Origin of the sequence: Limnoraphis robusta BA-68 BA1, assembly GCF_034932365.1 — a bacterium.
In the GTDB taxonomy this organism is placed as follows: domain Bacteria; phylum Cyanobacteriota; class Cyanobacteriia; order Cyanobacteriales; family Microcoleaceae; genus Capilliphycus; species Capilliphycus robustus.
Map to the genome: position 1 here is coordinate 65,174 of NZ_JAYGHR010000013.1, position 13,404 is coordinate 78,577.

Genomic DNA, 13,404 nt, shown 5'->3' on the forward strand with positions numbered 1-13,404 from the left:
TTATTGAGGTTTTTTGTAAGTCACATACATCAATGGGGAACCCGCAGACGGGGCGGGTTTATTGAGGTTTTTTGTAAGTCACATACATCAATGGGGAACCCGCAGACGGGGCGGGTTTATTGAGGTTTTTTGTAAGTCACATACATCAATGGGGAACCCGCCCCTACAAGGTAAATATCAATTTTTTAAAGGCAATTTAACGGTAAAAATACTTCCTTTTCCTTTTTCACTTTCTACTTCTATTGTACCCTGATGAGCGTGAATAATCGCTCGAACAATCGCGAGTCCTAATCCTGATCCTCCTGTACTCCGAGAGCGATCACTATTAATGCGATAAAATCGGTCAAAAATTTTAGGTTGATCTGAGGGAGAAATACCAATTCCGGTATCTTGAACTTGAATAATTCCATAATGCAAACTATTATCTAAAATAATTGTAACTTTGCCACCGGGTAATGTATATTGTATTCCATTGGTAGCTAAATTAAAAATAACTCGATAAAGTTGGGCTTCGTTTCCCTGAACATAAACTGATTTTTTAACCCGATTTTGGGTTTGCAGTGTCACTTTAAATTCAATTGCTAAGGCGGCGAGTTCTTCAGAGGTATCGCTGATTAAATCATTAAGACAACAGAGATTTTGAGAGGATAATATTGTTTTTTGTTCCAGGCGAGACAGCCATAACAAATCCTGAACCAATTGAGAAAGACGATGATTTTGTCGTTCAATCACTTCTAAGGTTTCTCGGGCTTGATTTTCACTCAAAGGTTGCAGATTTAAAGTCGATTCTACTGTGGCTCGAATGGCGGCTAAAGGGGTGCGTAATTCATGGGCAGCATCGGCGGTAAATTGTTGAATTTGTTGGTAAGATTGATAGATAGGCTGCATGGCAATTCCGGCTAATTTCCAACTGGCAACTGCAACACCTATAAGAGTTAAAGGCAACCCTAACCCCATAATTAAACGAACGTTCGTTAAATATTCATCAAAATCTTGTAGAGATCGCCCTAATTCTAACATCCCCCAGATTTGATTATTGCGAGTATGGAGTGGAGTTGAATAAAATAAGTAACGATTGCCTTGATCATCTTCTAAAGTTTGCCAAGGTTCTGAAGTCGATTTTAACGGTAATATGGGAAATTGTGAACCCGATACAGCGACTAAGTTTCCCGCCGTATTAAACAGGCGAACCGAGTAAGAATTACCACTGATAATTTTATATTGATGAAGGGGAGAAGAATGAGAATTTAGGGGAGAAAGCTGATTTTGATTATTTTTGGTACAATCAATTTCAGCTTCTATTACACATAACTCGGGTAATATTCGCCAAACATCCGGCTCAAATTGTTCAGGGGCTTTCAAAACAGTTTCCAGGCTATCATGTAATGTTCCAGCGACGGCAGCAATTTCTCGCTCAACGGTGATTTGATGAGCATGAAAAATCGCTTCATAAACGCCAAAACCGGATAGACTGAGGATAATTCCCATGACTCCCGCATACCAACTGGCAATTCGCCAGCGAGTTTGTTGAAAGAGTTGATTTTGGTTCATGTTTTAGGGAGTGAAAAACGATATCCAAGTCCATAAACGGTTTCAATATAATCATCACATCCAATTTCTGCAAGCTTGCGGCGAAGTAAGCGAATTTGAGCGGCGACAACATTACTTTCGGGTTCCGCTCCCACTTCCCAGAGTTGATTTAACAGGCGATCGCGCGTTATAATTTGTTGAGGATGTCGCATAAAATGATCGAGCAGTTGAAATTCTTTATTCGTTAGGGCGAGGGTTGGAAATTCACCATTAAGCTGTTGACAAGATAGGGTAAATAGGCGATAATCAAGAATAAGATTTCCGAGTTTTAATTGTTCAGATTGAAACTGAGGCGATCGCCGTAATAATGCTCTCAATCTGGCGAGTAACTCCCCCATTCCAAAGGGTTTTACGAGATAATCATCGGCTCCCGCATCTAACCCTAAAATTTTATCGGCTTCTGTATCTTTGGCGGTGAGCATCAAAATGGGAATTGAACAGCCTTGTTGTCGCAATTTCTGACAAAGTTGCAGCCCAGAGAGTCCGGGGAGTAACCAATCAAAGATGGTCAAAGTATAATCCGTCCATTGACTTTCGAGATAATCCCAGGCTTGTTCACCATTCATTACCCAGTCAACAATATAACTGTTTTGAATCAACGTTCGTTTAATCGCTTCTCCCAAATCGGGTTCGTCTTCCACCAATAAAATTTTCATAGCTAGGTGAATTGCCTTAAATTCTCTGATTCGCTAATATTATTCTAGTGTAATGTTTCCTACCGAACAGTCTATCAAAACGATAAGATCATCTTGTTCAACTCCTCGTTTGTGAGTAATGACCAACGAAAATGTCTAATTTAACTGATGATATTACTAAACAAGCTCACCCCCAAAATATTGTTGCGATTATTCAAATTCTTAAGCAGCAATTAAGTGAAATCGGAATTAAAACCCGAGCTATTTTTGTAGATGGAGTTTTGCAACTCTTGTGTGAAGCTCCACGACCAGAACAACTCGAACCCTCGATCATTATAACCAGAGTCCGAGCAATTTTAGAATCGATTTCACCCCGTTATATTCGTCGAGTCCGTATTAATAGCCGAATTATTCAAGAACAACAACTCCTCTGGTTTGAAGAGATTAACCGCAACCCAAATCGTCAACTGTTGTGGTACGAAGATATTATCCTCAAAAAGCCTTCCCTTGGGCAACAACTCATGGGAATAATTCAAGACGGTCAACTGTACACCCAGACTTGGACTGTTCCGAGACAAAATTCTACAGATAATATTCAACAAAATCAACAATTTAACCGAGGCTTAGTCGGCGGAATGGTTGTGAGTATTGCTGCATTATTGGTGGGTTTTGCCATTTATCAATGGCTCAATACCCAAACCTCAAACCCCGTACAAACCCCATCCACTCCCGTTGCAACACCTTCACCTGTTCCTGAAAACTCACTCTCGAACTCAGAAATATTTGCCCAAGCGGTTCGACTCGCTCAAGAAGCGGTAACAGCAGGAGAAGTGGCTCAAACCGCTCAAGAATGGTCAGAAATTGCCGATAAATGGCAGAAAGCCGCAGAGTTAATGGAAGCAGTTTCCCCTGAATTTTCCCGCTATGCTACCGCTCAAAATCGAGCCGCTCTTTATCGTCGAAATCAAGAAGTTGCCCAGGATGAAGCATTCAAACTGAGAGATTAATTCACCTACTAATTCGCGGCAACAACTTTTTGCTGTACCATCTCAACAACACTGCTGGCTACAGGTTGAGGAATGCGAGTATATTCTAAGCTTTGATTTAAGCCTTGACCTTCGCTCATCACCCAATTAACCATATTTTTGACTGCATTTGCTTTGTCTGGGCTATCATAATTTTGCTTAACCAATATCCAAGTAATCCCGACAATTGGATAACCTTGTTCTGGGTCTTGAAGGTTAGAGGCGCGAAAATCGTTCAAAAACCGCACACTTTGCAAAGCTTTGGTTGTTTCTTCAAAAGTCGGTGCGACAAACTGACCTGCTAAATTTTCCAGTTGAGCGGTTGGGAGATTATTTTGACGGGCGAAAGTATCCTGAACATAACCAATCGCCCCTTGAGTTTGTTTGACTTGGTTGGCAACTCCGGCATTTTGAGGGCCTTTGAGGGGGCTTCCTGGCCAGTTCGGGAGCTGAGAGACGTTAACGGTTTTTTGAAATAGGGGACTGGTTGCGCTGAGGTGGCGAGTAAAAATATAGGTCGTACCACTCCCATCTTCGCGCACAACGGGCTTAATCGGTAAATTTGGCAAATTCACTCCCGGATTGGCTTTGGCGATTTTGGGGTCATTCCATTGGGTGATTTTTCCCATGAAAATGTCGGCTACCGCAGAACGAGGGAGTTTCAAGTTAGAGACGCCCGCTAAATTAAAGACAACGGCAACAGCGCCGCCTGCGGTGGGAACTTGCACGACTCCTTTTGACATTTTATCAATCTCGGACTGACTCGGAGGGGCATCTGTTCCACCAAAATCAACGGTATTAGCGATAAATTGTTCAATTCCGGCGCCGCTTCCGACTGCATCATAACTGACGGTAATCCCTGTACTTTTTTTAAACTCCTCAAAATAACGCTTGTACAAGGGTGCGGGAAAAGATGCGCCTGCGCCTTTGAGAGAAACGGCGACGGCTTGGCCAATTGTACCGAATGAAAGGGCGACAACTGCAACTGAAGCGGTTAGGGTTCGTTGCCAAGCTGAATTTACAGTGATCATGTTTTGAACCTCAACTTTAAAATAGAAATTTCTAGAAAGATAGCGTAACTATATCAAAGTTTTTGAGAGTATTTTTATAGTGTTTAAATTTTTTAAACTTCTCCGGTCAATGCTTGTCTCTGCGTACCTGAGCTGGTAAAATTAACCTGATGTTAAACTTATTTTAATTTAAGTTAAACTCTTAAACAAAGCTTAATCAATGATTGATTTTTTTGAGTGGCTCCGAGTGAAACAATTATTCATCATTCCTAAAAAGATCGGGTTTTATTTCTTCGCGTTATTATTGGGCTATACTCTTTTGGGCTGGCTATTAACGGCGTTTGGGGCAAATCGCTTCGTTTGGTTGGGAACATTAGCTGTTACCTTCCATTTAGCTTTATCAGGAACAGAAGCGATTTTACTGGCGAATGCTTGGGTGTTAATGGTTGTCTTTACAGCCGTTTTGCGAAAAACTTGGCCGCTATTTTTAGGGGGTTATCTTCCCTACAAAAATGCTCCTTTGTGGGCTATTATTATGATGGTATTTTGGTTTTTTGCCATTTTATTGATCGTTTTTCTGGCTTGGACTCGTCAAAAGTTACAGACAATGGGTTGGAATGAAAGACAAGCTTGTTTGAGTTTAGTTGCTGTAACGGGAACAGCTTTAAGCCTGGGATGGATGGTTTTTCAACTCTCTTTTCCCTAGTCAATCTCCCCAAATTCGCCCGAGAAAAGGCCGAGTTAATGGATGAGCGGTGGATGATTGACCCTGTACGCCATTTTACATCTGCACAAATAGTCCCGGTTTTTAGGAAAAGTTTAAAGATTTATTAAAAACAGATAAAATCTGTTGTCTTCTCCCCCAAAATTAGCTATATCTAAATACAGAAAACAAAGTTGAAACTTCCCTCAATTAGATGAAACCAAATATTCAGGGCAAGTTTGCACTCAAAAATGAGAACTATCATTGAGTTCGCCCCTCAAATTTTTGAAGCCGTAGAAAATGACAAAATCTGCCCTATGAAAAAGTCAAGCCTGATTAAGAAATCTAGCTTTCTTTATTGGATTTGTAGTGTTTTTTTTGCGGCGATCGCATTTGCTAGTATTTCCGAGGCTCAGATTACCCAAAATCCAATTCCCGAACCGATTGAAAAGTCAAAACTCTCTATCGGATTAGAAGAAGTAGTAAAGATTCCTGATAGCGGGAGTGAGAAAAATAAGAACAAGGCGGCTCGATTGAATCTGCTTCTTTCCCCTGGCGACGGTAGCGGACGGTTATTTGTTAATGATATGCGCGGCAAACTCTATGTGATTGTTGACCGTACTGCCACCGTTTACATGGATGTTAAAAGTTTAGTCGGTCAAGGGTTTCACGACCAATCGGGACAGCAAGGATTTTCCTATTTTGCCTTTCACCCAGAATTTGCTAAAAATGGAATTTTTTATACTGTTACCAGCGAAGATAAACACACTGGAACACCGGATTTTCCGGTTTCTAAACCCATTATTAATAGCAAAGGTGAGAGGGTAGAAAGTTCTCACCATGACGTCATTCGGGAGTGGAAAACGACAAACCCTTCGGCTAATACATTTTCTGGAACAGTGCGAGAAATCCTTGGCATCGAAGAACCCTACGCCGATCACAATACAGGACAATTGGCCTTTAATCCCAACGCCAAACCCGGTGAAGCCGATTATGGAATGCTTTACATCGCCGTAGCCGATGGCGGTAGTGACGGTTTTCCGGTGAGCAAAACAGACCCCCTCGATAATGGACAGGATTTGAGTACACCCTTAGGAAAAATTCTACGCATCGATCCCTTTGGAAATAATAGCGCCAATGGCAAATATGGCATTCCTGATGATCATCCATTTGTAAACGATAACAACCCGAAAACACTGGGGGAAATCTGGGCCTATGGATTGCGTAATCCTCATCGTTTTAGCTGGGATACCGGTGGCGAAGGTAAGATGTTAATCGTCGATACGGGTCAAACTTTTATCGAAGAAGTAAATCTCGGGAAAAAAGGCGGCAATTACGGTTGGGGAGAGCGTGAAGGGACTTGGGTTGTCGATCAAAATAACGAAAATGTCGTTTATGAATTACCCGAAAATGATGCCGATTTTAATTACATCTACCCCGTTGCCCAATATGACCATGATAGACCGCCCGGGCTGACTGAGTTTTATGGAATTGCAATTACAGGAGGTTTTGTTTACCGGGGAAGCGCCATTCCTGAATTGGTGGGTCAGTATATTTTTGCAGACTTTGGCAGTGACGGGCGATTTTTCCACGTTCCTGTCGATGAACTGGTTGAGGGGAAACAGGCGACGATTAAAGAACTCAGACTCTTTGAAGGAGAAAAAGAACGCTCGTTTCTGGAAATGGTGGGTCAAAACCGAACCGACGTCCGATTTGGGATAGACGAAGCCGGAGAACTCTATGTAACATCCAAACAAGATGGGAAGGTTAGAAAAATTGTCCCCTCACCGGAGTCTGGCAACTATCAAAGCCAACAACAGTCGGAAATATCTACTGCTGTCGGCACGATTACACCTACAGTTTACAATGGGCGTAGCGGCCTTCGCCTCAGCGATGGTCGCACTGAGGCGGTTATCGTCCCGGAAATTGGGCGAGTTATGGGTTATGGTTTTGTGGGGGGTTCTAACTTGTTGTGGAATTCACCCCGGAAAACCTACGGTAAAAATCAATGGAAAAACTGGGGCGGCGATAAAACTTGGCCCGCACCTCAGCTATGGTGGCCGGCGATCGCCGGGCGGAAATGGCCTCCCGAGCCGGCTTGGGATGGTAACGCCCACACCGCAAAGATTCTAGCCAATAATCACTTACAAATGACCAGTGAAGTAGCAAAAGGCTTTGGTGCGCGGGTGGTGCGTGAGTTTTGGTTTGAGGATAATGGGGATTTTGCGATCAAGCAAACTGTGGAAAAAGTCAAGGGAGAACCGTTGCTTCTATCGATTTGGAACGTTACTCAACTTCAACCCCCAGATGCTATGTTTATACCACTCAATTCCCAAAGTGTATATAAACAAAATTTTCATTGGATCAATCCTCCGAAGAATGAGTCACCCCTTGTCAAAATTACACCGACTTTATTACAGGTGCGTCCCTCTGTGGGAGTCTCTACGAAAAACAGCTATAAGATTGGGGCTGATAGCCCGGTTATTGCCCTAGCTGCCGTTTTTGACGGCGTGGCTATGATAGAAAAAGCAACTCGCTCTGATGGCGAATACCCAGATGGGGCGGTAGGCGGTGCTGGTTTTCCTGTAGAAGTGTATAACAATGGGGATGCTCTAGAAAATTATATTGAATTAGAACTGCTTTCTCCACTGCATCTTTTTAAAAACGGCGATCGCTATCAGCATACTGTCCGTTGGAGTCTTCATCATCTGCTTTCCAGTGATGTTAATGCCATGACGACACGGGACGCTATTGAAAAGCTTTTCAACGGGAACTGATGTCGGGTACTCTCAGCTTTGCTATCTTTACGCCGATCAACTCCAACCCTTTTTTCCGATCCATGAAACCGCCCTGGATTTCATATGAAATACTTAAATATTTGCGTGACTATGATGAATGGGGAGGTGGGGAGTTCACAAGTCAGAAGTCCTGATCTCAGTCGTCAGAACTTGTGTAGGGGCGGGTTCTTCCTAAGTGTCTGTTTTCCCAGAAATCAGTTAAATAAACCCGCCCCGGAGATGGGGAGAAAGATGTGTAGCATTATTTGTCGTATTTGATCTCACGATTTCATCTAATGAATCAACCGAAATTTCAACCCAAAAATCAAACTTCCGTACCTTATCAGAATCGCACGCCAGAATATTATCTGAACAAAATTCATCCTCAAGTTTTATCCAGTTTGAATACAGAACAAATTGCAGCAATTCAAGATATTTTAGAAGAAGCTATTCCCAAACATTCTCCGAAAATTGTAGACTTGAGGTTAACTGTTGATCTGATTTTATCTCGTTTTTATCTCGTTTTATTGGTTGGTAAAGAACGACGGCGCGGACAGCGTGAATATCCCGTTAGAGGAATCACTCGGATCGGAAATCTGATCGCTGCAACTTTATTATTAATTGCGATTAACTTGCTGATTAGTGCGTTTATTTTTTTGTTCCTTTATTTGATAAAATCAGCATTAGGAATTGACTTGTTTTCAGGAGAACACCTCAGCGATCAACTCAAAAAGTTTTAAAACATTCCTTGCAAAACCTCTCGAATCACCTCAGATGAAACTTGATCGGTAATCGTCACAACACCAATTTCTGTCGGTAAAATAAACCGCACTTTTTTATTTTCTACCTTTTTATCCAGTTGCAACGAGGCTAAGATTTCATCAATATTAATTCCGGTGGGTAAGGTTGTCGGTAAACCTGCTTTTTGAATTAACGCCCATTGACGGCGATCGCAATCTTCATCCCAAAGCCCTAATTTTACCGCAATTCGACTGGCGGCAACCATGCCAATTCCGACGGCTTCCCCATGCAAAACGGTTGTATATCCCGTTAAACTTTCTACCGCATGACCAATCGTATGACCATAGTTTAAAATTGCCCTGAGTCCTAACTCTTTTTCATCTTTACTGACAACTTCAGCTTTACTTTGACAAGAGCGTTGGAGAATTTCTTGTAATAATGAAACGTCAATAAACTGCATTTGATCGAGGCGTTGGGCTTGTTCTAAATGGGTAAACAATTCAGCATCCCAAATCACCCCATATTTAATCACTTCCGCCATTCCCGCCCGAAATTCTCGCTCTGGTAATGTTTTTAAGACAAGCGGATCAATAATCACCTTTCGAGGTTGATGAAACGCCCCAATTAAATTTTTCCCTTGAGGATGATTAACCCCGGTTTTCCCGCCGATAGACGCATCCACCATCGCCAACAGCGTTGTCGGAACTTGAACAACATTAATCCCCCGTAACCACGTCGCCGCAGCAAACCCCGTCATATCCCCAATGATACCCCCACCTAAAGCAATCATCGTTGAAGATCGTTCGAGGCGGTGTTCTAAGGCGATATCATAGATTTTTTGCAGGGTTTCTAGGGTTTTGTATTGTTCCCCCGCCGGAAGGGTGCTACAAGCGATCTCAAAGCCGAAGCTTTCCAAAGCGGTGATCACCTGTTGTCCATAATGGTGAAAGATCTCGGGGTTTGACACAATCAAAACCTTTTGACCTAATTTGAGAGGCGTGATCAATTCTCCCAACTTCTCTAAACTTCCCGGCGCGATCGCAATATCATAGGAAAGCTGTTCTAAATTCACCCGAATCACAGATTCCATTGTGTCTCCCTCATCAATTTGCCCCAGCACAGATGTATTCTAGCTCACCTCATGTTTCAATAGGTATGATGATGTTTTATGGAGTCAAAAGAATGACTGTAGGTGCAGTGATCGCTTATGCCGGAATTTACGTCGCTGCTTTAGCGGTTGCGTTTGGGTTTCTGTTTGCGTTTCGTTTGATTAAGCTAATCTAGTTAACCCTAATAGCTTGACAACAGTAGAGACGTTCTCAAGAGCGTCTCTTTTTAGACTTCCTACTGTCTCAATTTTAAATACCGAAGAACATCATCCGACAGCCCCGAATTGTTGCCAAACTTAGCCCCTTTAACGATCGCATCAGTCACGTTACTCCCGAACAAGTTAGCGCCCAGCAGATTGGTTTTGAACAGTTTCGCGTTGCTGAGATTGGCATGGCGAATTTGAGCATAAGTGAGATTAGCATTACTAAGATCAACTTCAATCAGTTTAGACCGTGTTAAATCTGCACGGCAAATTTGCGCCCCCGTCATTACCGCTCGGTTGAAGTTAACCTGACGTAAAATGGCAAAATTCAAATTAGCCTCGCTGAGATTGGCGTTTCTCAAGTTGGCTTCGCTGAGATTGGCGTTTCTCAAGTTAGCGCCGCTGAGATTGGCTTGAGTTAAATCAACCCGAGAAAGATTTGCGGCTTCTAAATTGGCTTGCTGAAAATTGGCTTGACGTAAATGGGTATTCGAGAGGTTAACGCCACTGAGGTTAGCACCTGTCAAGTTGGCATCTTGGAGGTTAGCACCTTTGAGGTTGGCGTAACTGAGGTTAACTCCGGTTAAATTGGCTCCCCTGAAATTAACATTTTGCAAATCGGCACCGCACAAGTCAGCATAACTCAGGTCAGCAGCATTTAAGCTAGCATTGACGAGATTAGCGTGAGTTAATTTAGCTTGTCGGAGATTTGCCAAATCTAGGGTCGCTTTTGTAAGATTAGCGTTAGTGAGATTAGTCTTGTTTAAATCAGCCCGTCGTAGGTCAGTTCCCACAAGACTAGCATGGCTTAAGTCTGCTTCTGTGAGATTTGCGACTAATAATCGGGACTGATCAAGAATTGCACCACTGAGGTTTGTACCGCTAAGGTTAGCCAGACGTAAGTCTAGTTGAACGAGTGAGATTTCGCTGAGATCACTGTCTCTGAGATCGGCACCCCGCAGTTCGAGACTACTGAGGTTAACACCTTTAAGATTGGTTCCTCGCAAATCCAGCCCTTTTGATTGACAGAAAAGCCGACAAGAATCGAGGTTGGCGATTAGGGTTGTTGATTCTTCTTCTTTGACTCTAACGAGGTGAAACTGGAGGTTTTCCGTAAAAATTGTGAAGACTAAATTCAAGACTTCTAGAAAGTTAATCAGACGCTGACATTGTTCTTCTTCGTGATCTTGATATTGCTGAATCAGTTTGGAGATGCACAGTTCTAAGTAGGTGCGAGCCGAACTACAAATCAAGACAATTTTTAGAAGTATAATCACCAGGGTTAGGGGATTTCCCTGGGAATTTAACAATGTAAAAATGGCAGAGGGGGTTTTATTATCTTCGGTTGTCAGGGTTTCAATTAGACGGTTACAGGTGCGGATGATTAAGCCTTTATTGATGATCCGGGGTTCATAGTGGGTATAGAGGGTATCGAGTTTTTTGTTCAATTTTTCCCTAACTTTATTAATGGGGAATTGATCGCTACCCGAAAGCATTAAATATTGGGGTAAGGTCTTTTTAAATTCGGCATAATTTAGTTTTTGAGTGTCTCGGAGAAAGAGTTTGGCTTGTTGGGTATAGCTGGAGACTCTCTGGGCTGATATGGTTTTTTTGATCAGTTGAACGACTTCATCTCCCAACTGGGTGGGGTTAGAGCGTTTTTCACTCAAAATGGTTGTCGTCGAGTTTGATCGCGCCACATACATGGCTAAATCGAACTTATATTTGTCTTTAAGCTGTTTTGATAAATTTCGAGCAAATTCTTTTTGTTCTTTGGAGTTTTGTTCGTTGTTGATATATTCGGGAACGAGCAGATAGGAAGTATAACGATGACTCCAATCTTTTTTTGATTTTAACGCACAGTTTTTGATCGCTTCATATTCTGAACTTTTAAAGAAATTCCGCAACCAATTTCCTAAGCGATGCAAATTGGGAGAAATGGCAATGCTATCATCTTCTTTCCGGTCTTCTAATAGAGCGATCAGTTTTTGGACAAATAGATGTTTTCTATTGATGTACCAGTTGTTGATCAGAATATAGCAAACCCGTTTGAGAGTATTTTTAAAGATGACTTCCTGTTTGGAATCAACTATCCGATTAATCCCTTGATCGACACTCTGGCTTTCGGGACAGCATAGATGAATAAAAATATTTTCAAATTCATCTAAAACTTTTTCGGGTTCCCACTGATGAATATGCTGGATAAAAAACTGATAAATAACCTCTTGATCAATTTCCGGATCGGCTATGCTGAGATAACCATCGGAATAGGATTCCGTTTTACAATTGTTAGTAGAAGTACATCCGTTTGTCATGCTGTCCTGTTGTTTAACGAAACAACCCTCTCACTTGAAAAACAAACTCTAAGCACCCAATTAAAACCTCTGTTCAAAACAGTACAGAAAACCCGATCTCCAGCCTTAATCACGACTTTAGTTGATCCGATAAGTTTGAAGATACTGTAAAACCAAGCCCCACTCGACAAGAATAGGCCTTGTATGTTGAGACTTTGCTGTTAAACGGAACTTTAGTTAACTTAATGATAACTTCCTAGAACATTATACCTACTAGATCTACACTTAGAATAATATTTTTCAAATCTGCATAGGAAAAAAGTTAGCCGTACACAGTTATCAGTGATCAGGGAACAGGCAATAGGTCACTGGTCACTGGTAGGGGTGGCTTGATGAAATGCCCCTACGCTGGTCACTGGTAGGGGTGGCTTGATGAATTACCCCGACAAGACTGGCACTGTCTCCTGCCGGATCGCACGATGAAGGCATTGTATCGAGTACAATAGGCAACACAGGTCTGTCTATAAATTCCACACCGTCAGAACCTTAAATGGGTCTGTTGTCGTGTCCTTTGTGTTCTGCCAATACATTATTAATAATGCCTCTTGCTAAATTACTCAACTTAAAAATACTACGTTTAGTCGTTGCGCTGTTACTGCCTGGTACTTTGAGCGGTGCGATTCTGAGTGAAAATTTTTTCAATCCAGCCATCAGTAAAGCTCAACCTGCCCCGGCGGCTAAACAAGACCCCTCGACGGCGATGACTGTTCGCTCTGATGTTCAAGAAGCTGATGCGAACACAGGAATAGTCACAGCACGGGGTAATGTTCAAATTAACTATCCCGCTCGTAATCTGCAAGCAACCGCCGCTCAAGCCCAATATTTCAGTCGAGAACGACGAATTATATTGAGTGGAAATGTTTTCATTTTGCAAGAAGGGAGTAGTATTCGAGGAGAAACCGTAACCTACCTGATTGATGAAGGTCGGTTTATTGCACTTCCGGCTGGAGGTCAACAGGTCGAATCAATTTATATTGTTCCTGACGACGGAACAGAGACAAAAAATGCTGCGGTTGAACCGTTCAACCCCAAACCCGCCTTTAAAAATCCATTTAGCGCTCCGGCTGCTCCCTAAGTACAAATTGAGTCATCAAACTCGGAGGTTTGAGTGACGGGTTGCTTCTCAGGCGAGAGAAGTAACTTAGTAGACGATTTATGGTACAACACGGTACTATCTGTAAGATCAGATAATAGATCTATGCAACGAGCCTTCAAGACCAAACTGAAGCTGAACAACCGTCAAAGAACCTTAATGGC

11 protein-coding genes are annotated in these 13,404 nt (G+C 42.3%); 6 read left to right on the plus strand and 5 right to left on the minus strand.

Annotated elements, in window-relative coordinates; genetic code table 11:
* Window positions 1–177: 177 nt before the first annotated feature.
* A complete protein-coding gene (gene rppB / locus VB836_RS08180) occupies window positions 178–1,551 on the minus strand; it encodes a two-component system sensor histidine kinase RppB (protein WP_323218863.1) in 1,374 nt (457 codons plus the stop codon).
* Window positions 1,548–2,246 carry a two-component system response regulator RppA gene (rppA, locus tag VB836_RS08185; protein WP_323218864.1) on the minus strand — a complete coding sequence of 233 codons (699 nt, stop codon included), beginning with the start codon at window positions 2,244–2,246 and terminating at the stop codon, window positions 1,548–1,550. Before rppA ends, rppB begins: the two co-directional genes overlap by 4 nt.
* Window positions 2,247–2,377: 131 nt before the next feature.
* On the opposite strand from rppA, the gene VB836_RS08190 reads away from it, so the two are divergent.
* Window positions 2,378–3,232: a hypothetical protein gene (locus VB836_RS08190; RefSeq protein ID WP_323218866.1), complete on the plus strand. Its 855-nt coding sequence runs from the start codon at window positions 2,378–2,380 to the stop codon at window positions 3,230–3,232.
* A gap of 8 nt (window positions 3,233–3,240) precedes the next feature.
* On the opposite strand, the gene pstS is transcribed toward VB836_RS08190, so the two are convergent.
* Window positions 3,241–4,281 carry a phosphate ABC transporter substrate-binding protein PstS gene (pstS, locus tag VB836_RS08195; RefSeq protein ID WP_323218867.1) on the minus strand — a complete coding sequence of 347 codons (1,041 nt, stop codon included), beginning with the start codon at window positions 4,279–4,281 and terminating at the stop codon, window positions 3,241–3,243.
* A 226-nt stretch (window positions 4,282–4,507) separates the two neighbouring features.
* On the opposite strand from pstS, the gene VB836_RS08200 reads away from it, so the two are divergent.
* The 3 genes from VB836_RS08200 (at window position 4,508) to VB836_RS08210 (ending at window position 8,480) form a co-directional block, all read left to right on the plus strand.
* Window positions 4,508–4,966 (plus strand): hypothetical protein, encoded by a 459-nt coding sequence (locus tag VB836_RS08200; RefSeq protein ID WP_323218868.1) that lies wholly within the window; start codon window positions 4,508–4,510, stop codon window positions 4,964–4,966.
* Between the two features lie 314 nt (window positions 4,967–5,280).
* On the plus strand, window positions 5,281–7,740 hold the full coding sequence (locus tag VB836_RS08205; RefSeq protein ID WP_323218869.1) for a PQQ-dependent sugar dehydrogenase: 2,460 nt from the start codon (window positions 5,281–5,283) through the stop codon (window positions 7,738–7,740).
* A 296-nt stretch (window positions 7,741–8,036) separates the two neighbouring features.
* Window positions 8,037–8,480 (plus strand): hypothetical protein, encoded by a 444-nt coding sequence (locus VB836_RS08210; protein WP_323218870.1) that lies wholly within the window; start codon window positions 8,037–8,039, stop codon window positions 8,478–8,480.
* Here VB836_RS08210 and aroB read toward each other — a convergent pair.
* On the minus strand, window positions 8,477–9,571 hold the full coding sequence (gene aroB, locus VB836_RS08215; RefSeq protein ID WP_046282267.1) for a 3-dehydroquinate synthase: 1,095 nt from the start codon (window positions 9,569–9,571) through the stop codon (window positions 8,477–8,479). The two genes, VB836_RS08210 and aroB, sit on opposite strands and share 4 nt — an antisense overlap.
* Before the next feature lie 92 nt (window positions 9,572–9,663).
* On the opposite strand from aroB, the gene petL reads away from it, so the two are divergent.
* Window positions 9,664–9,765, plus strand: coding sequence for a cytochrome b6-f complex subunit PetL (gene petL, locus VB836_RS30480; RefSeq protein ID WP_456085754.1), 102 nt, complete (start codon window positions 9,664–9,666; stop codon window positions 9,763–9,765).
* Between the two features lie 60 nt (window positions 9,766–9,825).
* Here the strand turns inward: petL and VB836_RS08220 are convergent, their stop codons facing one another.
* Complete coding sequence (locus VB836_RS08220; RefSeq protein ID WP_323218871.1) at window positions 9,826–12,108, minus strand: pentapeptide repeat-containing protein; 2,283 nt, start codon at window positions 12,106–12,108, stop codon at window positions 9,826–9,828.
* Between the two features lie 577 nt (window positions 12,109–12,685).
* Here VB836_RS08220 and VB836_RS08225 point away from each other — a divergent pair.
* Window positions 12,686–13,222 (plus strand): LptA/OstA family protein, encoded by a 537-nt coding sequence (locus VB836_RS08225; RefSeq protein WP_323218873.1) that lies wholly within the window; start codon window positions 12,686–12,688, stop codon window positions 13,220–13,222.
* Window positions 13,223–13,404 lie beyond the last annotated feature (182 nt).